The sequence below is a fragment of the Amycolatopsis sp. WAC 01376 genome, assembly GCF_003947415.1.
Taxonomy (GTDB): Bacteria; Actinomycetota; Actinomycetes; order Mycobacteriales; family Pseudonocardiaceae; genus Amycolatopsis.
The window spans coordinates 1,139,495-1,162,439 of sequence record NZ_QHKL01000001.1 but is presented as its reverse complement, the minus strand read 5'-3'; the positions used below and the strand labels follow the sequence as shown (position 1 = coordinate 1,162,439).

The 22,945-nt window shown below is 67.6% G+C and carries 23 protein-coding genes, 1 tRNA gene and 1 pseudogene; 11 read left to right on the top strand and 14 right to left on the bottom strand.

The features are described 5' to 3' along the window. Positions 1 to 282 precede the first annotated feature (282 nt). The 3 genes from DMH03_RS05505 (at position 283) to DMH03_RS05495 (ending at position 2,892) form a co-directional block, all read left to right on the top strand. A complete protein-coding gene (locus tag DMH03_RS05505; protein ID WP_125791557.1) occupies positions 283 to 1,383 on the top strand; it encodes a globin domain-containing protein in 1,101 nt (366 codons plus the stop codon). 160 nt (positions 1,384 to 1,543) lie between these two features. Continuing rightward, positions 1,544 to 2,296: a lytic polysaccharide monooxygenase gene (locus tag DMH03_RS05500; RefSeq protein WP_125790860.1), complete on the top strand. Its 753-nt coding sequence runs from the start codon at positions 1,544 to 1,546 to the stop codon at positions 2,294 to 2,296. Continuing rightward, complete coding sequence (locus DMH03_RS05495) at positions 2,293 to 2,892, top strand: DUF305 domain-containing protein (protein ID WP_125790859.1); 600 nt, start codon at positions 2,293 to 2,295, stop codon at positions 2,890 to 2,892. The genes DMH03_RS05500 and DMH03_RS05495 overlap by 4 nt, the downstream gene beginning before the upstream one ends. A 174-nt stretch (positions 2,893 to 3,066) precedes the next feature. On the opposite strand, the gene DMH03_RS05490 is transcribed toward DMH03_RS05495, so the two are convergent. The 7 genes from DMH03_RS05490 to DMH03_RS05460 form a co-directional block, all read right to left on the bottom strand. Continuing rightward, positions 3,067 to 3,495: a heat shock protein transcriptional repressor HspR gene (locus DMH03_RS05490; protein WP_125790858.1), complete on the bottom strand. Its 429-nt coding sequence runs from the start codon at positions 3,493 to 3,495 to the stop codon at positions 3,067 to 3,069. Between the two features lie 5 nt (positions 3,496 to 3,500). Beyond that, complete coding sequence (dnaJ, locus tag DMH03_RS05485) at positions 3,501 to 4,676, bottom strand: molecular chaperone DnaJ (RefSeq protein WP_125790857.1); 1,176 nt, start codon at positions 4,674 to 4,676, stop codon at positions 3,501 to 3,503. Positions 4,677 to 4,709: 33 nt separating this feature from the next. Beyond that, positions 4,710 to 5,486 carry a nucleotide exchange factor GrpE gene (gene grpE, locus DMH03_RS05480; RefSeq protein WP_125790856.1) on the bottom strand — a complete coding sequence of 259 codons (777 nt, stop codon included), beginning with the start codon at positions 5,484 to 5,486 and terminating at the stop codon, positions 4,710 to 4,712. Then, on the bottom strand, positions 5,483 to 7,369 hold the full coding sequence (gene dnaK, locus DMH03_RS05475; RefSeq protein WP_125790855.1) for a molecular chaperone DnaK: 1,887 nt from the start codon (positions 7,367 to 7,369) through the stop codon (positions 5,483 to 5,485). The genes grpE and dnaK overlap by 4 nt, the downstream gene beginning before the upstream one ends. A 167-nt stretch (positions 7,370 to 7,536) precedes the next feature. Next, positions 7,537 to 8,943 (bottom strand): alpha/beta hydrolase, encoded by a 1,407-nt coding sequence (locus DMH03_RS05470; RefSeq protein ID WP_125790854.1) that lies wholly within the window; start codon positions 8,941 to 8,943, stop codon positions 7,537 to 7,539. After that, on the bottom strand, positions 8,940 to 9,611 hold the full coding sequence (locus tag DMH03_RS05465) for a DUF4097 family beta strand repeat-containing protein (protein ID WP_125790853.1): 672 nt from the start codon (positions 9,609 to 9,611) through the stop codon (positions 8,940 to 8,942). The genes DMH03_RS05470 and DMH03_RS05465 overlap by 4 nt, the downstream gene beginning before the upstream one ends. A gap of 27 nt (positions 9,612 to 9,638) precedes the next feature. Continuing rightward, on the bottom strand, positions 9,639 to 10,406 hold the full coding sequence (locus DMH03_RS05460) for a DUF4097 family beta strand repeat-containing protein (protein WP_125790852.1): 768 nt from the start codon (positions 10,404 to 10,406) through the stop codon (positions 9,639 to 9,641). 324 nt (positions 10,407 to 10,730) lie between these two features. On the opposite strand from DMH03_RS05460, the gene DMH03_RS05455 reads away from it, so the two are divergent. Then, a complete protein-coding gene (locus DMH03_RS05455; RefSeq protein ID WP_125790851.1) occupies positions 10,731 to 11,270 on the top strand; it encodes a YbhB/YbcL family Raf kinase inhibitor-like protein in 540 nt (179 codons plus the stop codon). Positions 11,271 to 11,595: 325 nt separating this feature from the next. On the opposite strand, the gene DMH03_RS05450 is transcribed toward DMH03_RS05455, so the two are convergent. Genes DMH03_RS05450 through DMH03_RS05440 form a run of 3 tightly spaced genes read right to left on the bottom strand, consistent with a single transcriptional unit; the run spans position 11,596 to position 12,940 of the window. Next, positions 11,596 to 12,030 (bottom strand): GNAT family N-acetyltransferase, encoded by a 435-nt coding sequence (locus DMH03_RS05450; protein WP_125790850.1) that lies wholly within the window; start codon positions 12,028 to 12,030, stop codon positions 11,596 to 11,598. 22 nt (positions 12,031 to 12,052) lie between these two features. Next, a complete protein-coding gene (locus tag DMH03_RS05445) occupies positions 12,053 to 12,613 on the bottom strand; it encodes a TetR/AcrR family transcriptional regulator (protein WP_125790849.1) in 561 nt (186 codons plus the stop codon). Then, positions 12,614 to 12,940: a multidrug efflux SMR transporter gene (locus DMH03_RS05440; RefSeq protein ID WP_125790848.1), complete on the bottom strand. Its 327-nt coding sequence runs from the start codon at positions 12,938 to 12,940 to the stop codon at positions 12,614 to 12,616. 152 nt (positions 12,941 to 13,092) lie between these two features. Between DMH03_RS05440 and DMH03_RS05435 the strand changes: the two genes are divergently transcribed. The 3 genes from DMH03_RS05435 (at position 13,093) to DMH03_RS05425 (ending at position 17,070) form a co-directional block, all read left to right on the top strand. Further along, on the top strand, positions 13,093 to 15,387 hold the full coding sequence (locus DMH03_RS05435) for a (Fe-S)-binding protein (protein WP_125790847.1): 2,295 nt from the start codon (positions 13,093 to 13,095) through the stop codon (positions 15,385 to 15,387). Between the two features lie 156 nt (positions 15,388 to 15,543). Then, positions 15,544 to 16,056 (top strand): DUF742 domain-containing protein, encoded by a 513-nt coding sequence (locus DMH03_RS05430; protein ID WP_125790846.1) that lies wholly within the window; start codon positions 15,544 to 15,546, stop codon positions 16,054 to 16,056. 30 nt (positions 16,057 to 16,086) lie between these two features. Next, entirely contained in the window at positions 16,087 to 17,070 is a 984-nt protein-coding gene (locus tag DMH03_RS05425) for a cation diffusion facilitator family transporter (protein ID WP_125790845.1), read from the top strand. Here DMH03_RS05425 and DMH03_RS05420 read toward each other — a convergent pair. Together DMH03_RS05420 and DMH03_RS05415 are read right to left on the bottom strand one after the other, a co-directional pair. Further along, complete coding sequence (locus tag DMH03_RS05420) at positions 17,064 to 17,756, bottom strand: CAP domain-containing protein (RefSeq protein ID WP_125791556.1); 693 nt, start codon at positions 17,754 to 17,756, stop codon at positions 17,064 to 17,066. The two genes, DMH03_RS05425 and DMH03_RS05420, sit on opposite strands and share 7 nt — an antisense overlap. A 121-nt stretch (positions 17,757 to 17,877) precedes the next feature. Next, entirely contained in the window at positions 17,878 to 18,345 is a 468-nt protein-coding gene (locus DMH03_RS05415) for a MarR family winged helix-turn-helix transcriptional regulator (protein WP_125790844.1), read from the bottom strand. 73 nt (positions 18,346 to 18,418) lie between these two features. Between DMH03_RS05415 and DMH03_RS05410 the strand changes: the two genes are divergently transcribed. Continuing rightward, complete coding sequence (locus DMH03_RS05410) at positions 18,419 to 19,591, top strand: NAD(P)/FAD-dependent oxidoreductase (protein WP_125790843.1); 1,173 nt, start codon at positions 18,419 to 18,421, stop codon at positions 19,589 to 19,591. Here the strand turns inward: DMH03_RS05410 and dcd are convergent. Continuing rightward, entirely contained in the window at positions 19,588 to 20,169 is a 582-nt protein-coding gene (dcd, locus tag DMH03_RS05405) for a dCTP deaminase (RefSeq protein WP_125679521.1), read from the bottom strand. The two genes, DMH03_RS05410 and dcd, sit on opposite strands and share 4 nt — an antisense overlap. 13 nt (positions 20,170 to 20,182) lie before the next feature. Next, a pseudogene (locus DMH03_RS05400) lies at positions 20,183 to 21,389 on the bottom strand (oxygenase MpaB family protein). A gap of 112 nt (positions 21,390 to 21,501) precedes the next feature. Here DMH03_RS05400 and DMH03_RS05395 point away from each other — a divergent pair. From DMH03_RS05395 to DMH03_RS05385, 3 genes are all read left to right on the top strand, one after another. Beyond that, a tRNA-Gly gene (locus tag DMH03_RS05395) sits at positions 21,502 to 21,572 on the top strand. Positions 21,573 to 21,916: 344 nt separating this feature from the next. Further along, a complete protein-coding gene (locus DMH03_RS05390) occupies positions 21,917 to 22,441 on the top strand; it encodes a hypothetical protein (protein ID WP_125790842.1) in 525 nt (174 codons plus the stop codon). A 14-nt stretch (positions 22,442 to 22,455) separates the two neighbouring features. Then, positions 22,456 to 22,944: a GNAT family N-acetyltransferase gene (locus DMH03_RS05385; RefSeq protein WP_125790841.1), complete on the top strand. Its 489-nt coding sequence runs from the start codon at positions 22,456 to 22,458 to the stop codon at positions 22,942 to 22,944. Position 22,945: the final 1 nt, after the last annotated feature.

Here is a 22,945-nt window from a genome sequence, read left to right as displayed (position 1 = left end):
CCAGACGGTGTTGACCGCGCGTATATCGTTTGCTCCGTTCGAGCGGGAAACAACCATTAGCGGATCCTTTTGCGACTTCCGGGCATACAGTCGGGAACCCTCGGGGGAAACACGAGCAAGATGACATCGGGTCTGGAGAATATGCCCGATCCAACTGGAGAAAATCGTTCACCCATGACTGCCGAAACAGTGAAATACGAGCATCCACCGAGTTCGTCGAGATCCTCACCGATTCCCGTTCCGCCCCTGGTCGAAACACCCGCGGCGGACAAGACCGTCCGGATGGCCAAGCTCATCCGGGAAAGTTTCGCCGCCGTCGAAACGAAGGCAGAGGAGCTGTCCCAGTACTTTTACGGGGCGCTCTTCACCATCGCACCGGACGCGCGGGCGTTGTTCCCGATCAACATGGCCACCCAGCGAAATCGTTTGCTGCGCGCGCTCGTCTACGTGGTGCAGATGGTGGACCGGCCGGACGAACTGGCCACTTTCCTCGGCCAGCTCGGCCGGGACCACCGGAAGTTCGACGTCCTCGGCCGCCATTACGACGCCGTCGGAGTCGCGCTGATCGCCGCGCTGAAAAGATTCTCGAAGGACGACTGGACGCCCGAGGTGGAAGACGCCTGGATCACCGCGTACGGCGTCATTTCGAAGAGCATGCGTGAGGCCGCGGGCAAGGAAGCCGGGCCGGCGTGGTGGAAGGCGACCGTCGTCGAGCACCGGCTCGCTTCCCGCGACGTCGCCGTCATCAAGGTGCGCACGGACCAGCCGCTCCCGTACCGGGCCGGTGGCTACGTCAGCGTCGAAGTCCCGCAGCGCCCGCGGATGTGGCGCTACTTCTCGCCCGCCACCGCGCCGCACGACGACGGGACGATGGAGTTCCACGTGCACGCCGTGCGCGGCGGCTGGGTCTCGCGCGCGATCGTCCACCACACCCGGCCCGGCGACGTCTGGCGGATCGGCCCGTCGCTCGGCGCGCTTTCGGTGCACCACACGGAAAGCCGTCCGCTGCTGATGATCGGCGGCGGCACCGGTCTCGCGCCGCTGCTCGCCCTGCTCGACGACATGTCGCGCTGGCGGAACAACCCGCCGGTGCACCTGTTCTTCGGCGGCCGGAAGCCGGAAGACCTCTACGCCCTCGACGAGCTCCGCGGGCTGACCGTCACCTGCCCTTGGCTGACGGTGACCCCGGTGACCGAGGAAGGCACCATCACCGGCGGTGACCGCGGCACGCTGGCCACGGCGGTCACGCAGCGCGGCCGCTGGAAGGACCGCGACGTCTACGTCGCCGGGTCGCCTTCGATGATCCGCGCGACGATCGCGAAACTGCTCGCCGCCGGCACGGACCTGGCGCGGATCAAATACGACCCCTTCACCCTGGACTGAGCCGGCACTCCGTTCGTATTAGGCCGATCGGCTGTACCACTTGGGCTCGACGCAGCAGTAGGTCAGTGAATCATTGACCGCGGTCACCGGCGGATTTATGGTCTAGACCACATTGCTCCCCCTCACGGGAACACCGTCGTTCCATCCCCCAGGAGCCGGCATGACCGTCAAACGCAAGCTCGTGGCAGCCGCCGCCGGTGCGATCCTCGCCCCGATCGCCATCGTCGCCATCCCCCAGGCGGCCAGCGCCCACGGCTACGTGCTGTCCCCGCCCAGCCGCCAGGCGAACTGCGCCCAGGGCAAGGTTTCCGGCTGCGGCGCCATCGTCTACGAACCCCAGAGCGTCGAAGGCCCCAAGGGGCTCCGCAGCTGCAACGGCGGCCTTCCCGGATTCGCCGAGCTCAACGACGAATCCAAGCCGTGGCCCGCCGCCTCGGTCGGCAACAGCGTGACCTTCAACTGGAAGTTCACCGCCTACCACCGGACCACGAACTACGAGTACTACATCGGCGGCACCAAGATCGCCGACATCAGCGGGAACAACTCCGCGCCGAAGGACCCGACGTCGCACACCGTGAGCCTGAACGGCTTCAGCGGCCGCCAGAAGGTGCTCGCCATCTGGAACATCGCGGACACGCCGATGGCCTTCTACAGCTGCATCGACCTGCAGATCGGCGGCGGCAACCCGCCCACCACGAGCAACCCGCCGACCACCAGCAACCCGCCCACGACGTCGAACCCGCCCACCAGCACCAGCAACCCGCCCGCCGGCGGCACCTGGGCGGCCGGGACGGCCTACGCGGTCGGCAGCACGGTGACCTACGGCGGCGCGACCTATCGCTGCCAGCTGGCGCACACCGCGCTCCAGGGCTGGGAACCGCCGAACACCCCCGCACTCTGGACCCGGCAGTGAAGCTGGCCCTCGTTCTCGTCGCCGGTCTCGTGGCCCTCGCGGGCTGCGGGACCGGTGATGGCTCACCGACCACCGCCGGCGGCCCGATCTCCCCGGTCCCCCAATCCGCCGCCGCGGCGTCCGCCGAGTACAACGACGCCGACGTGATGTTCCTGCAGATGATGATCGCCCACAACAACCAGGGCGTGGAGATCGTCAAGCTGGTGAAGGCCAAGCAGGCGCAGAAGCAGGAGCTCAAGGATCTCGCGGCCGCCATCGAGGCGACGCAGCAGACCGAGAGCACCGAAATGCGGAACTGGCTGAAGGGCTGGGGCAAACCCGAGACGGGTTCCGCCGATCCGCACGCGCACCACCATCACGGTGGCGACGGGCTCACGGACAAGGGGCTGCTCGAAGCACTGTCCAAAAAGGATGGTTCGGAGTTCACCCTCGACTTCGCGGACATCTTCGTCGCGCACCAGCACAACGGGGTCGCGCTCGCGAGGACCGAGCTGAAGGACGGCAAGAACCCGGAGGCGAAGGCGCTGGCGCAGCGGATCATGGACTCGCGCACCGGCGAGGTCCAGCAGATCCGGACCCTCGTCCCCGGCCAATAACGCATTTAGTCCTCTGAATGCGAGCTTCCCGCCGCCGGTTTCGCGTGCTTGAAGCCGTAACTCGCGTGCTTGGAGCCGTCACTCGTGAGTTACGGCTCCAATCACGTGAGTTACGGCTCCAATCACGTGAGTTACGCGCTCAGTCACGCGAATGACGGCTTCGAGCACGCGGGACTACGTGCGGCGTTTGGGCTTCCAGACGACCAGGGCCGTCTGCTGCCGCAGCGGGACGAGGTCCTTGCGGTAGGAGGCGTGCACGGCCGCGGCCGTCTGTTCGGCGGTGAGGTACGCCGCCGTGAGCTCTTCGGTCAGTTCGGCGATGCGCGCCCGGAGGGCGTCGACCTGGTTTTCCAGCTCGATGATCCGCTTGATGCCCGCGAGGTTGACACCGTCCTCTTGGGACAGTCGCTGCACTTCGCGCAGCAACGCGATGTCCCGCATCGAGTAACGCCGTCCACCGCCGGAGGTCCGGCCCGGCGACACGAGACCCTGGCGGTCGTAGGACCGCAGGGTCTGCGCGTGCAGGCCGGACAGCTGCGCCGCCACCGAAATGACGAACACCGGCGTGTCCTCGTCCGCACCGTGCGGCAACCCGCCGAACATCGCGCTCACCTGCCTTCGAGAAGTTCGGTGATCTCCGGTCGTGGATCGTGGTCGGCCATGGCCTCGGCGTAGGCCTCCAGCGCTTCACGCGCCTTGTCGTCCAATTTGGCCGGGATGGCAGCCTGCAGGGTGACCAGCAGGTCGCCCTGCGAGCCGTCACGCTTCGCGATTCCCTTGCCGCGCACGCGAAGCACCCGGCCGCTCGCCGTACCTTGCGGCACCTTCAGCGACACCTTGCCCTCGAGCGTCGGCACGGTGATCGTGCCGCCGAGGGCCAGTTCCGCGAAGGACACCGGCACGGCGATCGTCAGGTCGAGGCCCTGGCGCCCGAACAACGTGTGCGGTGCGACGTGCACGCGGACGTACAGATCGCCCGGCTGCGCGCCGCCTCGGCCCGGTTCGCCCTGGCCCGCCAGGCGGATCCGCTGGTCGTCGGCGACGCCCGGCGGGATCCGCACGGTCAGCGTGCGGGTGCGGGTGCTGATGCCCTCGCCCGCGCATTCCGGGCAGGGGTCGTCGATGATCGTGCCGCGACCGCGGCAGTCGCGGCACGGCTCGGAGAACGCGAACGCGCCCTGGCTCCGGCTGACCAGCCCGCTGCCCTGGCAGGTCGAACACGTCCTCGGGGAGGTTCCCGGCTTCGCGCCGTTTCCGCCGCAGGTGGAGCAGGTCGCCGGGCTCGACAGCCGCAGCGGAAGGGTCGCGCCCTTGACCGCCTCGGTGAAGTCGATCCGGACGTCGGTCTCCACGTCCGAGCCGCGCTGCGGACGGTTCGCGGTGGCACCGGCGGCACCACCACGGCGGCCGAAGAGACCGCCGAGGATGTCACCGAGACCGCCGAAACCGCCCTGCTGCTGGCCGGCCTGGCCGAAGATGTCGCCGACGTCGAAACCGCCGCTGCCACCACCGCCGCCCGGGAAGCCGAAGCCGCCGGGACCGCCGGAGCCGAAGAGGCGGCGAGCCTCGTCGTACTCCTTGCGCTTGGCCGTGTCGGACAGCACGCCGTACGCCTCGGAGACCGCCTTGAACTTCTTCTCGGCCTCCGCGTTGCCCGCGTTGGCGTCGGGGTGGTTCTCCTTGGCCAGCTTGCGATAGGCCTTCTTGATCTCGTCCGCGGTGGCGTCGGAGGAGACGCCCAGCTCACGGTAGAAGTCCTTACCGATCCATTCCCGTGCACTCACCGAACGTCTCCTCCTTTCACGCCGTATCGCCGATCAGCGGTTGTTCTCATCGAAAAGTTCGCCCTCGAGCGGCAGTTCGCCGCCGACGGGCGGGTCCACCGGGGCGTCCTGCGTCGCCGCCGCGGGCGCCGGAGCGGCACCCGGCTCGTGGTCGGTGACCCCGACCAGCGCCGCGCGCAGCACGCGTTCCCCGAAGCGGTAACCGCGGCGCATGACCGTGGTTACCGTCGGCCCGGCGACATCCGGCGACGTGCTGTGCTGAACGGCCTCGTGCACGCTCGGGTCGAAGGGCTCGCCCTCCGCGCCGAACGGCTCGAGCCCCGACCGCTGCAGGCTCCCGACGAGTTTCTCGCCGACCGCCTTGAAGGCACCCGTCAGATCGCCGTGCTGCTCCGCGCGCTCGAGGTCGTCGAGCAGCGGGAGCAGGTCACCGACGACCGACGCCTTCGCGCCGGCGACGACCTGCTCGCGGTCACGGTCGACGCGCTTGCGGTAGTTGGCGTACTCCGCCTGGAGGCGCTGGAGATCGGCCGTGCGTTCCGCCAGCTCCTTCTCCAGCCCGGTCGCCACCGACACCGAGTCGTCCACAATGGACTCCCCGAGGCCGGGGCCCGCGTGTTCCGCGGGCTCCGGCTCCGTCGGGACAGCCGGCTCTTCGGCAGGAGCGGCGTGCTTCGGACCGTCCTTGGGTTCGGCCTCGGGCTCGGCCGAGCGGACCTCACCGGTCAGCGGATCGATCCGCCTGCGGTCCCGCACGACCACCGGTTCGTCCGGGCCCCGGCCCTCGGTTTCGTCGTAGCGTCCCGTCACTTCTTGTCCTTCTTGTCCTTCTCGTCCTCTTCGACGATCTCGGCGTCGACGACGTCGTCGTCCTTGGCCTGCGAACCGGTGCCCGCGCCCGCGGTCCCGGTCGCGCCTTCACCGGCGGCGGCCTCGTCGGCGGCGTTGCCTGCCGCGTTGGCGTAGAGGGCGGTGCCCAGCTCCTGCGAAGCGGTGTTCAGCTTCTCGATGGACTCGCGGATCTTCGCCGAGTCGGTGCCCTTGAGCGCCTCGTTGGCCTCGTCGATCGCGGACTTCACCTTGCCCTTGAGCTCGTCGGGCAGCTTGTCCTCGTTGTCCTTGACGAACTTCTCGGTCTGGTAGACCAGCGTCTCCGCCTGGTTGCGGGTCTCCGCCTCTTCGCGGCGCTGCTTGTCCTCCTCGGCGTGCGCCTCGGCGTCCTTGACCATGCGCTCGATGTCGTCCTTCGGCAGCGCGGAGCCACCGGTGATCGTCATCGACTGCTCCTTGTTCGTGCCGAGGTCCTTCGCGAGGACGTGCACGATGCCGTTGGCGTCGATGTCGAAGGTGACCTCGATCTGCGGCACGCCACGCGGGGCGGGCGGGAGACCGGTCAGCTCGAACATGCCGAGCTTCTTGTTGTGCGCCGCGATCTCGCGCTCACCCTGGAACACCTGGATCTGCACCGACGGCTGGTTGTCGTCCGCGGTGGAGAAGATCTCCGAACGCTTGGTCGGGATCGTGGTGTTGCGCTCGATGAGCTTGGTGAACACGCCGCCCTTGGTCTCGATGCCCAGCGAAAGCGGGGTCACGTCGAGCAGCAGGACGTCCTTGACCTCACCCTTGAGCACACCGGCCTGCAGCGCGGCGCCGACGGCGACGACCTCGTCCGGGTTGACGCCCTTGTTCGGCTCGCGGCCGCCGGTCAGCTCCTTGACCAGGTCCGACACGGCGGGCATGCGGGTGGAACCACCCACGAGCACGACGTGGTCGATGTCGCCGACGGCGACACCGGCGTCACGGATGACGTTGTTGAACGGCTTGCGGGTGCGCTCGAGCAGGTCCGAGGTGATCTTCTGGAACTCGGCGCGGGAGAGCTGCTCGTCGAGGAACAGCGGGTTCTTGTCCGCGTCCACGGTGATGTACGGCAGGTTGATGCCCGCCGAGTTGGAGCTGGAGAGCTCGATCTTCGCCTTCTCGGCCGCCTCACGGATGCGCTGGAGCGCCATCTTGTCCTTGGTGAGGTCGATGCCGTTGGACGACTTGAACTTGTCGACCAGCCAGGTGACGATCCGCTCGTCCCAGTCGTCACCGCCGAGGTGGTTGTCACCCGAGGTCGCGCGGACCTCGACGACACCCTCGCCGATCTCCAGCAGCGAGACGTCGAACGTACCGCCACCGAGGTCGAAGACCAGGATGGTCTGTTCCTTCTCGCCCTTGTCCAGGCCGTACGCCAGCGCCGCCGCGGTGGGCTCGTTGACGATGCGGAGCACGTTCAGGCCGGCGATCTGCCCGGCCTCCTTGGTGGCCTGCCGCTGCGCGTCCTCGAAGTAGGCGGGGACGGTGATGACCGCGTCGGTGATGGTCTCGCCGAGGTACGCCTCGGCGTCGCGCTTGAGCTTCATCAGCACGCGGGCGCTGATCTCCTGCGAGGTGTACGCCTTGCCGTCGATCTCGGTCTTCCAGTCGGTACCGACGTGCCGCTTGACCGACCGGATGGTGCGGTCGACGTTCGTCACGGCCTGGTTCTTCGCCGGCTGGCCGGTCAGCACTTCGCCGTTCTTGGCGAAGGCGACGATGGACGGGGTGGTGCGTGAACCTTCCGAGTTGGCGATGACCGTCGGCTCGCCGCCCTCAAGGACAGCGACGACCGAGTTGGTCGTGCCGAGGTCGATGCCGACCGCTCGCGCCATGGTGTGATCCTCCTGCTAGTTTCGTGACCTGCACGTTCTCGCCCACCTTGAGCGGGCTCAACGCAAGTTGTATCGGGCCGGTGCGGCTTCCGTCAAGCTGGACTTGAGCCGACCGCACTCAACCTTGTATCCGGCTCAACGAGCGGCACGGGCGTCTTGTTCCCGGGCTACCGGCAGACCTTGCCCGGAGCGGGTGTGACCCCGCTCACCAGGTATTTCACTTCTTCGGTGCGCACGCAGGCGGAGTTCAGCAGCCCCGTGTGCCCGTACCCGGCGTCGACGAGCAAGGTCGAGTTCTCGATGTTCCGCGCGAGCCCCTTCGCCCACACGAGCGGCGTCGCCGGGTCGTGTTCGCCGCCGACCACGAGGATCGGCGCCGCACCCGAGACCTTCTGCGGCCGCGGCAGGTACGCCGAGGGCACCGGCCAGCCCGTACACCCGCTCGCGATGTCCCAAAACTCCGTGTACCGCCAGCTGTGCGGCGCCAGGGTCTTCACCAGGCCCTGCATCGCCCTCATGTCAGGGTAGGAGGTGAACGGCGAGCCGAAGTCGTGGCAGCCGATCGAGCGGTACGCGCCGTAGGACGGGTCCAGCTGGGAGTACGGCACCAGCCCGTCCGCGTTCCCCGCTGTCGCGGCCTCGATGCCCTTCGCCACGTCCGGCCAGAACGCCGGCAGGATCAACCCGCCGTAGACACCGGCCGCGATCTCCTCGGCGGTCACGTTCCGCCCCAGTTGCTTCGACGGCACGCCGCCGGGCGTCCGCATGAGCTTGTCGTAGGTGGCGAGAACGTCCTTGCCGCGCAGCACGCAGTCGGAAGACGTCGTGCACCACTTCGCGAAGTCGTTGAGCGCGCCCTCGGTCGCGATGGCCTCGTCGAGGATCGCCAGCCGTGTCGGCCGGGAGTGGTCGATGGCGCCGTCGAGCACCATCGTCCTGACGCGCTTCGGGTACTTCTCCGCATACACGGCGCCGAGTTCGGAACCGTAGGAGACACCGAGCCAGTTCACCTTCGGCTCGCCGAGGGCGGCCCGGATCGCTTCGATATCGTCGGCGGCGCGCCAAGTGTCCACAGAGGACAAAGCAGGCCCTGTCCTTTTGAGACATTCGTCGCCCGAAGCGCGGTTGTGCGCGATGAGCTTTTCGTAGTCCGCGCGGCTCCGCGGGAACCGGCTGAGCGCCGGATCGTGCAGGTTCGGCGCGCAACCGATCGCGGGCCTGCTGTCCCCGACACCACGCGGGTCGAACCCGATGACGTCGAACCGCTGCCGCACTTCGGCCATTTCCGGCCGGTCCAACGCGAACCCACGGCCGCCGTACTTGAGCACGGTGACGCCGGCACCGCCCGGCCCGCCCGGGTTCGTCAGCAGCGAACCGACGCGGCGCGCGGGATCGGTCGCGGGCAGTTTCGCCAGTGCGATGGAAAAGCCGCCACTCACCGGAAGGTTCGCGCATTCCAGCGTCGGCGCGTACTCGGTCGCGCACGGCTTCCAGTCGATCCCGGGCGCGGCGGACGCGGGCACCGCGGAAAGCGGCAGCAGGGTCAGCGCGGTGATCGCGGCAAGTGTCTTCATGCGGGCTTCACCGTGACCGAGCCGGTGCCGGACTGGAGGTCGAGGACGTTCGCCGAAGCCTGGTCCTGCCGGACGCCGCCGGTCTCGACCTTGCCGACCTCCGCCTTCGCGCGGACCTGGTACGCGCCGTCGGGCACGGTGACGACGACCTTGCCGACCTCGGCGTTCGCGGTGACCGCACCCGGTTTCGCGAGGCCGACCTCGATGTCACCGGTGCCGGTGCGCAGGTTGACCGGCCCGGACGTGCTCAGCACCTTCAGGTCGCCGACGTCCCCCTTCAGATCGACCGAAGTGGCGCGGGCGAGCGTGATCTTGCCGGTGCCGATGGACCCGGAGATCGCCAGCTCGCGCGGCACCACGACGTCGTAGTCCACGCCACACTGCTTGCAGCCGCCGAGGACCAGCGTGCCGTTCTCGACGCTGTACGTCTTGCCTGGGTTCTTGCCGGTGTACGTCACTTCGCGGCGCAGCGAGACCGGTGCGCCGTCCTCCACCCGGAGCGTGACCGCGCCGACCGGGACGTCCACCCGGATCGCGGTGATCTGCTCGGTGACGGGCGCGCCGTCGCTCAGCTTCTCGTGGCTTTCGGTCGTGCAGCCGACGATCCCGAAGGCGGTCAGCGCGCCGAGAGCGAGCGCGCCGAGGACGCGCTTCTCTGTGGTTCCCATGAAAAAGTCTTCCCCCGATGAATTCCGTCAGGCCGCTTTGACCTTGACGCTTCCGCTGTCGGTGTTGAGATCGAGCTTGTGCTGGGCCGAACCGGACTGGTTCACGTCGATGTCGCGGCGGCCGCTGTCGCTGGCGCCGGTGACGTTGTAGTCACCCGCCGGGACGGTGACCTCGACCGAACCGCTGTCGGTCTGCGCGGTGATGTCGGCACCCTTGATCAGTTCGAGTTCGATACGGCCGCTGTCGGTACGGACCTCGGCGTTGCCGCCGAGCCGTTCCCCTTTGATGGCGCCGGACGAGGCCTGCACCGTGACGGCCTGGCCGATGTTCGCGAGTTCGACGCGACCGGAGTCGGACCGCACCTTCACCGTGCCCGGCACGTCCCGCACCTCGACCCGGCCGGAGTCGACCGTGACGTCCACAGTGGACACTCCAGCGATGTCGAGCGACCCGGAGTCCAGATTGCCCGTGACCGGTGTTCCCGCCGGGACCACCACGTCGTAACGGACCTCGCAGTTGCTGCCGCAGCCGGCGAGGACCAGGGTGTCGCCGTCCACGCGGAACGAGTCGCCCGGCTTGTTCCAGCGGTACTCGAACTCCTGGTGGACCCGGACCGGCCCCTCGCCGGTGCGGATCTTGATGCCACCCTCGTCGTTCTCGATCCGCACGCTGCGGATCGGCTGGGTCACCTCCGCGGTGGCCTCCGCGTCGGACGGCCACCACCAGCCGAGTCCGGTGAGGACACCGACGCCGATCAACGCGATGCCTCCGATCGCGAGGAGTGGGCGCGCCATGGTCTTGAGTCCCTCCAGAGCAGGTTTCGTGTAGCTCGACGCTAAGGGCAGCACGGCGGGATGGACATAGGGGTAACCCCCGGAATCGTCCCTGATCCCGCACCGGGGTCGTAGGGGTCCGAGGCGCTGTCCTGCAGGTCATGTTCGCGGTCTTCGCGCCCAGGCGGTCCCGGACGGCACGGGCGGATGCGGCCGAGTACGACCCGGTACGAGGCCGATCCGCCCGCACCGTCAGGAACCACCTGGATCACGAAGCCCATCGAACAGACCTGCAGGACAGCACCTAGCCTGGTTTCGTCATCGGTTCCACGATCAGGAGGACGCATGCCGCAGGCACCCGATCCGTACGACTTCCTGCCCGATCTGCCTGCCTTCACCTTGAGCAGCACCGACATCGAAGAAGGCGGTTTCCTGCCGACAGCCCAGCTTTCCGGGATCTTCGGCGCGGGCGGCGAAGACCGTTCCCCGCAACTGTCCTGGGAGGGTTTTCCCGAGGGGACCAAGAGCTTCGCCGTGACCTGTTACGACCCCGACGCCCCGACGGCGAGCGGTTTCTGGCACTGGGCGGTCTTCGACATTCCCGCGTCGGTGACGGCGCTGGCCGCGAACGCGGGCGACGAGACGGGCTCCGGGCTGCCGGCGGGCGCTGTCACTCTGAAGGGGGACGGGGGCGTGAAGCAGTTCCTCGGCGCCGCCCCGCCGCCCGGACACGGACCGCACCGGTACATCTTCGCGGTGCACGCTGTCGACGTCGAAAAGCTTGAGGTCGGCGAAGACGCTACGCCGGCTTTCCTCGGCTTCAACCTCTTCGGCCACGCCATCGGCCGGGCCACGCTTACGGCCCTGCACGAGAACAAGGGCTGAAGGACGCTTTCGCCACTCTCAGCGTCAGGGTCCGGCAAAGTCGAGGTAGGGCAGACCTGATTCTGGACACCGGCGGGCTTCAGTGTCCACCAGGGAGACCGCAGGACGATTGAGTGTCCGATTGATGTCGCTATGTACGTTTCCGCGGGGGGGTCGTGAGTGATAATGAGGGTTAGAACAACAAAAATCACTCACGACCCCCTCGCGAAACCGTGCAAATCGCCCAAACCAGGCACATCCGTCTCGAGAAGTGTCCCTTGTGGACAGTCAAGAGCCGGGTGAGGCTCTGACCCTGAGATGCAGGGAAGGGCCCCTTTAGCCCTCCCTAGACCTGGCCGTTGGCCCGGCTCCGCTCCATGTACTGCCCCTCGGGCGGGTCGCCGAAGCCGAACGGCCGGTACAGCCCGTGCGCGTCGGCGGTGTGCAGCATCCACCGGAACTCAGCGCCCGGCCCGTTGTCGATCATCTCCCGGACCAGTTCCTTGCCGAGCCCCGAGCCGCGCGCCTCGTCGACGACGAAGACGTCCGCGAGATACGCGCTGCCGATGGTGTCCGAGAACGCCCGCGCGAAGCCGACCTGACGGCCTGTCGAGCTCTCGTACGCGCCGACGACTCGCCACGCGTTCCTGAAGACCTTCTCGATCAGCTCGCGGTCTCGCCACTTACCCCAGTAAACGCTGGTGGACAAGTACTTCCACACCATGTCGAGGTCCACCCGAGCCGGGTCGTCGTCCAGTTCGTATGCGCCGACAGTCCTCATGATCCGAAAGTTACCCGGCAGGTCAACGGGGTTTCAGCAGGTAGTCGACCACCGGCCGCAGCTCCTCCGCGGACGGCGGCTCGTCGTCGATGAGGCCCTGGATCAGGAGACCGTCGATACCGGCGAGGAACACCCGGAACGCGACCTCGTCGTCGTGCCGGACCATCGAGGTCAGCACGTCCAGCCAGCGCCGGGCGGCGGGCCGCAGCTCGGGTTTGCGCGCTGCCAGCAGGTACAGCTCGTACTCCGCCATCGTCCGCCCGCGCCGCGGGCCCAGTGCCTCCGCGAGCAGTCCGGCGACCTCTTCGGCGCCGCGGCTGCCGCGCGAACGGGCACGGTCGATCATCCAGTAGACCTCGGTCGCCATATCCCGCGCGCACGAGATGAGGGTGGCGATCAGCAGGTCGTCGAGGCTGGAGAAGTGATAGGTCGTCGAAGCCGTCGGCACGCCTGCCTCGGCGGCGACCGTCCGATGGGTGACGCCGGCGACGCCGTCCCGTTCGATCACCCGCAACGCGGCCGCGATGATCTCGTCGCGCCGCTTCTCGCCCCTGGCCTTCCGGCCGTCGATCTGGATCTTCACTTAGTGCGCGCCCCCTGCCTCGATCAGCACGACGCCGCCGATCACCAGTACCAATCCGGCGATCACGGAGAAGTTGACGGGTTCGGAGAAGAACACGATGCCGACGGCGGCCACCAGCGCGACACCGGCCGCGGCCCAGATCGCGTAGGCGACGCTCACCGGCACGCCCGCCTTCAGCACATACGCCAGCGCGACGAACGCGACGGCGTATCCGAGGACCACGACGATCGACGGGCCCAGCTTGCTGAAGCCCTCGGAAAGTTTCAGCGACACCGTCGCGGATACCTCTGCCGCGATGGCCAAAGCGAGAAGAAGGTACGCACCCATGTCACAAAAACTACCTGGACGATCGTCTTAAAACCAAGAGAGGCGTACACCACATCGGTGGGACTTGGGCGCGGCCAGTGGGTTACCCATCAGTAAGAAGCATTAGTCTGCCCGAACCACCACAGCTTCACTCGGACGAAAGGCACCCGACGATGGGCGCTGTACAGCTGACGCTCGGCGGGATCTCGGTCCTGCTCGGCGTCGTCGCCTGGGGAATGTTCTTCGCGACCATCGCCCGCTTCGTGCGGGTGATCCGCCTCGGTCAGCCGGACTCGACCCGCAACGGCCCGTTCATTCCGCGCATGAAGACCCTGATCAAGGAATTCGCCGCGCACACCCGGATGAACAAGGTCAAGAGCGTCGGCCCGGCGCACTGGCTGGTCATGTGGGGCTTCCTGATCGGGTCGCTCGCCCTCTTCGAGGCGTACGGCGAGGTCTTCGTTCCCACGTGGGGCTGGCCCATCCTCGACGACTGGTCGCTGTTCCAGCTGCTCATGGAGCTGCTCGGGGTCGGCACCATCGTCGGCATCCTGGTGCTGATCTGGGTCCGCCAGAAGAACCACCCGCGCCGCGCCGACCGGCAGTCCCGCTTCCAGGGCTCCAACTTCAAGTGGGCGTACTTCATCGAGGCCGTCGTGCTCATCGAGGGCATCGGCATCATCGGCGTGCGCGCCGCGAAGTCCGCGCTGAACGTCCACGAGACCCCGGTCTGGGCCGCGTTCGTCTCGCATCCGATCGGTGAGCTGCTGCCCGCGAGCCCGAACCTGGTCTCGGTGTTCGCGTTCGTCAAGCTGATGAGCGCCACGATCTGGCTGATCGTCATCGCGCGCACGATGACCATGGGCATCGCGTGGCACCGGTTCAGCGCCTTCTTCAACATCTACTTCAAGCGCGAGGCCGACGGCGGCGTCGCGCTGGGCGCGCTCAAGCCGATGATGAGCAACGGCAAGGTGCTCGACCTCGAAGAGGCCGACCCGGACGAGGACACCTTCGGCGTCGGCAAGATCGAGGACTTCACCTGGAAGGGCTGGCTGGACTTCTCCACCTGCACCGAATGCGGCCGCTGCCAGTCGCAGTGCCCCGCGTGGAACACCGGCAAGCCGCTTTCGCCGAAGCTGCTCATCACGCAGCTTCGCGACCACGCCTACGCGAAGGCGCCGTACCTGCTCGCGGGCGGCAAGCGTGACATGGCCGGTGACGAGGTCGGCTTGTCCGGCGACGACATGTACGCGGGTATCGACGTCCTCGCGATCGCGGAGTCGCAGAAGGCCCTCATCGGCGACGACGGCGGCGTGATCGACCCCGAGGTGCTGTGGTCCTGCACCTCCTGCGGCGCGTGCGTCGAGCAGTGCCCGGTGGACATCGAACACGTCGACCACATCGTCGACATGCGCCGCTACCAGGTGATGATCGAGTCCTCGTTCCCCAGCGAGCTCAACGGGATGTTCAAGAACCTGGAGAACAAGGGCAACCCGTGGGGCCAGAACGCCAAGGACCGGCTCGCCTGGACCGAGGACCTGGAGTTCGAGGTGCCGGTGTTCGACGGCGACCTCGGCGACACCGAGTACCTCTTCTGGGTCGGCTGCGCCGGCGCGTTCGAGGACCGCGCGAAGAAGACCACGCGCGCTGTCGCGGAACTGCTGCACATCGCGGGCGTCAAGTACACCGTGCTCGGCTCGGAGGAATCCTGCACCGGTGACCCGGCCCGCCGCGCGGGCAACGAGTTCCTGTTCCAGATGCTGGCGCAGCAGAACGTCGAGATCCTGAACTCGGTGTTCGAGGGCCGCGAACGCAAGGAGCGCAAGGTGGTCGTCACCTGTGCCCACTGCTTCAACACGCTCGCGAACGAGTACCCGGAACTGGGCGGCCAGTTCGAGGTCGTGCACCACACGCAGTTGCTCAACCGCCTGGTGCGGGAGAAGCACCTGACCCCGGTCGCCCCGGTCGCCGAGGACGTCACCTACCACGACCCGTGCTACCTGGGCCGCCACAACAAGATCTACGACGCTCCGCGTGAACTCGTCGGCGCTTCGGGCGCGCAGCTGCGCGAGATGCCGCGGCACGGCGACCGTTCGATGTGCTGTGGTGCCGGTGGCGCGCGGATGTGGATGGAAGAGAAGATCGGCAAGCGCATCAACGTCGAGCGAGTCGACGAAGCGCTCGGCACCGCGCCTTCGAAGATCGCGACCGGCTGCCCGTTCTGCCGCGTGATGCTGACCGACGGCGTCACGGCGCGCCAGAGCGACGGGCAGGCGAGCGAGAAGGTCGAGGTCGTCGACGTCGCCCAGCTGCTGCTGACCGCCGTCAAGCGGAAGCCGGAGCCGCAACTGGTCCCGGCGGGAGCGCCGTCCCTGGACGGCGTCTCGGATGCCGAACTCGACGGAAAGGCCGACGTGCCCACCGACGAAACAGCCACCGGGACACCACTCCCCGAGGAAGACAAGTAGCGGTCACAACCGGAGGGGACATTCTCTCGCACATAATGCGAGAGAATGTCCCCTCTTGTTTTATCCGGTCCGGACCATTCGGTCCCGTTACCCGTTCGGCGGTACACCGTGGCGATAGGCTGCAGCGGATTCGGAAAAACGGGGGCGAGGAAATCGATGGGCAACCGGCACGAACTCCGCTCGGTCAAGGAACACCGGCTCGCCATGCCGGGGCCGCCGACCGTTCGCCCGCCCGCTCGCGTCCCGTCGACCGCGGCACTCGCCAGAATGGCCCAGGAAGCGACCATCCCCAGCATCCCGGCAGCCAGGCGACCACCGCGGCAGGAACGCCGTCGCACGCGCGTCCGCCCGTACGTCCGCACGGGCGGACGCACACAGTCCAAACGGAACTTCGCCATCGAAGCGATGATTTCCGTCCGGAACGACGCACCGTGGAACGCGCCAGGGTTCAGCGTCGAATTCCATTCCGTGAGAACACTGTGCCGTCGTCCGACTTCCGTCGCCGAAGTAGCGGCGTCACTAAGCGTTCCACTCGGCGTTGCAAAGGTCCTTTTGGGTGATATGGCCGAACTCGGTTTGGTCACCGTTCATGAAACGCAGGCTGAATTCGACGGTCATCCGGCACTCGCCTTGATGGAACGTGTACTGCAGGGTTTGCGTCGCCTGTGAGATCGACTCACTCGCACTACGCTACGCGAGGTGAGTGAAGAATCCGGTGACGAAAGCACGCTGACCGTGGTGCTGGCGGGTGGGGTCAACCTCGCCATCGCCGTGCTGAAACTGATCGCCGGGATCATCACCGGCTCCGGCGCGATGCTGTCGGAGGCCGCGCACTCGGTGGCCGACACGATCACCGAAGTCCTCCTGCTGACCGCGCTGAAACGGTCGGACCGCCCCGCCGACCGCGTCCACCCCTTCGGCTACGGCAAGGAACGCTACTTCTGGTCGCTGCTCGCGGCGGTGTCGATCTTCGCCTCCGGCGCGATGTTCGCGCTCTACGAAGGCTTCTCGACGGTGTTCGGCGAAGCGACCGAGCAGTCCGATCCGATCGTCGGCTACGTCGTCCTCGCGATCGCGTTCGTCCTCGAGTCCGTCTCGTGGTTCCAGGCCGTGCGGCAGGTGCGGCGCGACGCCGCGGAGTCCGGCCAGAAGGTCTCGGTGTACCTGCGGATGATCGACGACCCGGCCCCGAAGACCGTCCTGTTCGAGGACTCGGCCGCGCTGATCGGCCTGCTGCTCGCGTTCGCCGGGATCGGGCTGCACCAGCTCACCGGATCGCATGTCTGGGACGGCGCGGCGTCGATCGCGATCGGGGTGCTGCTGGCGCTCGTCGCGTACGTGCTCGGGCGCACCAACCGCGGCCTGCTGATCGGCAGGCAGGCCGATCCGAGGCTGGTGCGCGCGGTGCGCGACCACTTGATGGGCGCGCCGGAGATCGAGGCCGTCGTCGACCTGCAGACCATGCTGATGGGCACCGATCAGGTGCTCGTCTGCGCCCGCGTCGACTTCGACGACGCACTCTCCGCCGCGGAGGTCGAACGCGCCTGTGTCCGGATTGCGAGCGAACTGACGCGGACCTTCGGCGACGTCACCGAGGTGTTCATCGAACCGGTCCCGCGCACGGACGCCGAACTGCGCGCGGCCGTGCTGGCCCGCTACGGCGACTGGGACAAGGGTCAGTAGCCGAAGTTCTGCGTCCAGTACATGCCCTTGGTGTTGACGCCGACACCGATCTTCTTCAGCTTGCAGTTGAGGATGTTCGCGCGGTGGCCCTCGGAGTTCATCCAGGCGTCCATCACCTTCGCGGCGTTCGACTGGCCCTTGGCGATGTTCTCGGCGCCGGGCTTGTCGTAGCCGGCGGCACGGATGCGCTGGTCGAACGTGACGCCTTCCGGCGTGGTGTGCGAGAAGTAGTTCCTGGCGGACATGTCGTCGCTGTGGCCCTGCGCGGCGGCGGCGAGACGCGACTCGTTGCTCACCGGCGAGCAGCCCGCGTCGGCACGCTCGGCGTTGACGAGGTCGACGACCTGCGCGGCGAGCGAGCTGTCCTGCGAACGTGGCGGCTCCGGGGCCTTGCTGGGCGCCGGCTTCGGGGCTTCGGAACTCTGGGCCGGCGGCTCGGCCGGAGCGGACGACGAGCTCGGCGGCGCGGAGGAAGACGTGGGGGCGGCCGAAGAAGACGTCGGGGCCGCGGAGTCGGACGCGGGGCCGCCAGGGGCCGGAGCGGACGTCTGGCCGAAGTAAGAGGGAGGCTTCGCGAGGGCGTCGCCGGGTCTGCCCTTGGTGTCGGGAACACTCAGCGACAGATTACTCAGCGCAGTACCCTGGAACCGATCGGTCACCATCAGGTAACTCGCACTGGCGATCACCCCGCCCAGCAGGACGCTGAGCGTGACCAGCAGTAACCGGCTTCGTGTTCTATTGGGGGACACGAGGCCGAAAACTATCACGAACCGGTTACGGCAATACCCCCGAAAGTAGTAATACCGCTCAGCGGTCGCCCTGAGTGATCAACTCGGTCGACTCATGGGTGATCGCCGCGGCGTCCGTGAGGAACCGGACCACCGCCTCGAGCTCACCGTCCGTGTAGTTCTCGCAGGTCTCGCGGACCGACTTCACCAGGTGGTCCCACAACGGCGCGGCGGAGGCCATCGCCGCCCCGTCGATCTCGATGAGCACCTTGCGCCGGTCCTCGGGATGCGGCTTACGCGCGACGATCCCCTTGCCCTCGAGCCTGTCGATGAGCGCGGTGATCGACGCCGGGGCGAGCCCCGAGAGCTGCGAGAGCGCCTTCGGCGTCTGCGGCCCGAGGCGGGCGAGGTAGTCGGTCACCTTGCTTTCGACGGCCGAAAGGCCGCGCTGCTCGGCGATCGCCGTATGGAACATGACCGTCTCCGTCGACAGCGCCCGCGATCCGCCGAGGACCCGTTCGACCAGTTCCGCCCGCTCACTTGACACGTCGGCCAGCCTAGCGGAGTCTTTAGTTCGATAGAACGAATTAGTTTCTAAGATATTCGATGGGGTGAACGACATGGCGAAGGTACTGATCGCCGGCGGGGGTATCGCGGGCACGGTCACGGCGATCGCGCTACACGAGATCGGCCACGAACCGGTCATCCACGAGGCGTACGACCGGACCGCGGAAGGCGTCGGCGCGTTTCTGACACTCGCGGTGAACGGACTCGACGCGCTGGCACCGCTGGGACTGAAAGACCTGGTCAAAGACCTGGGATTCGACACGCCGCGGATCAAGATGCGGCTGGGGAACGGGCGTGAACTGGCGGACCTCGCGCTCGGCGGCAGGCTGGAAGACGGCACCACGAGCCAGACCGTGCTGCGCTCCGACCTCTACATCGGCCTTCGCGACGAAGCCGTCAGACGCGGCATCGAGGTCCGCTACGGCAAGCGCCTGGCCGACGCTCGCGAGACCGCTTCCGGCGTACTCGCGACGTTCGAGGACGGCTCGTCGGCCGAGGGCGACCTGCTGATCGGCGCGGACGGGCTCCGCTCGCGGGTAAGGACGATCATCGACCCGCGGGCGCCGTCACCGCGCTACGTGCCCCTGCTGAACACCGGCGGGCTGGCCGAGGGCCTGCGGCTGGACGACGAACCCGGCGTCATGCACATGACCTTCGGCAAGCGGCTGTTCTTCGCGCACGTCGTCCACCCGGACGGCGGCGTCTGGTGGTTCGCGAACGTGCCCCGGAAGCATGCCGACCTTCCCGAAATGAGCACCTGGCGCGAGGACCTGATCCGGCAACTCGCGGTGGACCGCACTCCGGCCGTCGAGATCGTGCGCGCGACGCGGGAGATCTACCGGCCGTGGGCGACGTACGACTTCCCGAGCGTGCCGACCTGGCGGACGGACCGGATGGTCATCATCGGCGACGCCGCCCACGCGACCTCACCGGCCGCGGGACAAGGCGCGGCGATGGCCGTCGAGGACGCCGTCACGCTGGCGCGATGCCTGCGCGACGTGCCCTCGATCCCGAAAGCGCGCGCCGCCTACGAAGGACTGCGACGCGAGCGCGTCGAGGCCGTCGTCGAGCGCGGCAAGCGCAACGGCGACGCGAAGGCGGTCGGCCCCGTCGGACGGGTGATCCGCGACTTCTTCCTCACGCGGGCGTTCAAGAACCCGCCGAAGGAGGATCCGAACGCCTTCATGTGGCGGCACCGGATCGAGTGGGAAGCGCCGGTGAGCTAGCGCCAGGTGTCGACGCGGTGGAAGTTCTTGTACGCGCGGCTCGGGGTCGGGCCCCGCTGCCCCTGGTAGCGCGAACCGGCCTCGTTCGAGCCGTACGGGAACTCCGCCGCGCTGGACAGGCGGAAGATGCAGAGCTGACCGATCTTCATACCCGGCCACAGCGTGATCGGCAGGTTCGCGACGTTCGACAGCTCCAGCGTGATGTGACCCGAGAAGCCCGGGTCGATGAAGCCCGCGGTGGAGTGCGTGAGCAGGCCGAGGCGGCCGAGGGAGGACTTGCCCTCCAGACGGCCGGCGAGGTCGTCGGCGAGCGTGACGGTCTCGTACGTCGAACCCAGCACGAACTCGCCGGGGTGCAGGACGAAGGGATCTTCGCCCTCTTTCTCGACCAGCGAGGTCAGCTCGTCCTGCTGGAGCTGCGGGTCGATGTGCGTGTACTTGCTGTTGTCGAACACGCGGAAATAGCGGTCGAGTCGCACGTCGATGCTCGACGGCTGGACCATCGTCGGGTCGAACGGGTCGACACCGAGACGGCCGGCGTCGAGCTCTTTACGGAGGTCACGGTCGCTGAGGAGCACGCGGTCAGCGTAGTCAAGCGGCCTTCATGTGCCTGCCGTAGGTGGGGTCGAGCCCGAACACCTTGGTGACCTGCCGGAGGTAGTGGCGACGGCCGGCGGCCCCGATCAGCTCCTGGAGCGCCGTCGCGCCGGGCACCACCCGACGAACCGTCTCGGCGGCGAAGTTGACACCCGCCACCGCGACCACGGCCGCCTGCGCGATCGGATCGTCCGGCAGCTCCAGGAAGTCGGCGTTGGTCTTGCCGAGAAGGAGTCTGCTGATCGACCCGTGCGCCGCGACCGACACATGCGAAAGCACCTTGCCCACCGCGCCCCGGCCCTCGCCGATCGAGGCGTGGGACTTCATGAGCGCCGCGGCGAGCCGTTTGGAATCGTCGTCGGGGATGAACTCGGTGGTGGCGGAGCAGCCACAGCAGCCGCCAGGCGTCGTCCTCGCCGGCGGGCAGGAGCTCCTCGTCGACGCCCATCAGCCAACCGACGTAACGCCAAAGGTGCAGGATGTCGGCACGCTCGCGGGCGCTGTAGCGAAGCCCGAGCAGTTGTGTGCCGAACACGTAGACGAGGGAGAAGAGCAGGAGCGTGCCCGCGGTCTGGACCTGATTGACCGGCCTGTCCCAAGCGGCGTAATCCCAATCCTTGCGGCGGTTCATCGCGGCGCGGACATGCGCGTGCACGATCCGCACCCGCAACGCGGCCTCGTACCCGCGCCCGCCGGGCACCAGCGCACCCGGCGTCGTCACGTGGATCCACCAAGTCGCCGTCTCGACGAGGCGCCGCGCCGCCTTGTACTCGATCTCGCCCGTGCCGACGAGCGACTTCGTGGCACGCGACGCGAGATAGCCGCCCATCAACGAAACGTCACCGAGCGGAAAGAGCCCCAGCAACCCGGCACGCGTGATCGCCCGCGCTCCGCGCTCCAACCGGTCCTGATCGACCCAGTACGGCGTCGCCTCGACGTCGCGAAAGAAGGCTTCGAGCTCCTCCGGCGGACTCTCGACACTCTCGATGCCTTGCCGCAGCGCCTGTTCGAACTGTCCCTGGGCACCTTTTCGCAGCAACGGCACCAGCACGTCGGCCGCCGGATCCTCCCGCTGCGCGAACCCCCGCAACCGGGCCACCTGGCGCTCGTCACCCCTGATGTCGCCCTCGATGAACAACCTCGACGCGACCCGGAACCCGCCTTGGCGGAACAGCTCGGGGTCGGGCAGCCTCTCGTCCATCCGGCTCACCTCCGACGTAGACAACAAGTGTTGTCACTTGAAGGCGGCGGCGTCAAGACGAGGTGGGGTCTTGGCAAGGAGAGATCCGGACCATGTATGCTGGCCGAGCACTGCGGATGTAGTTCAATGGTAGAACATCAGCTTCCCAAGCTGAATACGCGGGTTCGATTCCCGTCATCCGCTCAGCTGCGAAAGCCCCAGGTCAGTGGATGTCCACTGTGGACCTGGTGCTTTCGCTTTGTCCGGCCGATCTTCCGGCTGGGCCATTCATGTGCCATTAGCCGATCGGTTCGGGCTTGCCGCTCAGACCGTCGTCTCCGCGTTCGTGACGGGCTGCTTGCTTGCAAGCCCGTCCGAGATCGGGTTCACCGTCGAACACGCCGACGGTGCGAAAACGGCGAGCCTCCTCGCGAGGCAGAACCGGTTCCGGGCTTTCGCCAGTCGTCATACCGTCATCCTGCCTCAGTCAGGGCATGCGCCGATCGGTTCGGGACTCCTCCCCCGGCCCCACTGTTACCTTCTCGCGCGTGGGGAGAAAAGCGCACGACAGCACGGCGGCCGTCGTACTGACCGTGCTGGCTGGGTCGCTGATCTTCCCGCTGGTGCTGGTCGGCGTGGTCTTCCTCCTCATCGGCTTGAACGCGGGCAGCGGGCCGGGGCCGTACACCGTCGTTTTCGCCAGGGCGGGTGAGGAATGCGGACCGACCGGGCAATATCTCGACGCGTCCACCGGCGAGCCGTTGAGGTGCATGGGTCCTGGGCTGCTCCGGACGTCCGCGGTCGAGTTTCCCGGTTTCTCCGCTGAGCAGAACGACGAGGTTCGCCGCTGGCTGACCACGTTGGCGGAGGACGGCGATCTGAGCGTCTTCGACCACCGGTCGGTCCAGGCCAAGATCGACGGGATCGCGGCCGGATTGCCGCCGGGAACGCGGGTCGAGCGGGAATCCCGCTCGACGGAGGTTTGGATCGGCGCGGCCTTGGCAGGGGCCGGACTGCTTTTGGGTTCCGGCTTCGCCTGGCGATGGCACCAGAACCGCCGGGCCGGTTTTTGACTACGGTGCCGGACATGGAGATCCGGGAGTTCACCGAAGACGACTGGGTACAGATCTGGCCGATCGTGCACGAAGTCGTGCGGGCGGCGGACACGTACACCTACGACCCGAACCTCACCGAAGAAGCCGCTCGCGGGACCTGGGTGCAGACGCCGCCGGGCCGGACGGTGGTGGCGGTCGAGGACGGCCGCGTGCTCGGCACGGCCAAGACCGGTCCCAACCATGGCGGGCCGGGGTCGCATATCGCGACGGCCAGTTTCATGGTGGACAAGGACTTGCGCGGCAAGGGTGTCGGCAGTGCGCTGTGCGCGCATGTCCTGGAATGGGCCAAGGAACAGGGTTTCGCGGGCATGCAGTTCAACGCGGTGGCCGAATCCAACGTCGCCGGGATCCGGGTCTACGAGCGGCTCGGGTTCAAGATCGTCGGCACGGTGCCAGGCGCGTTCGAGCATCCGACGCTGGGGCGCATCGGGTTGCACGTCATGTACTGCGACTTCGGCTGAA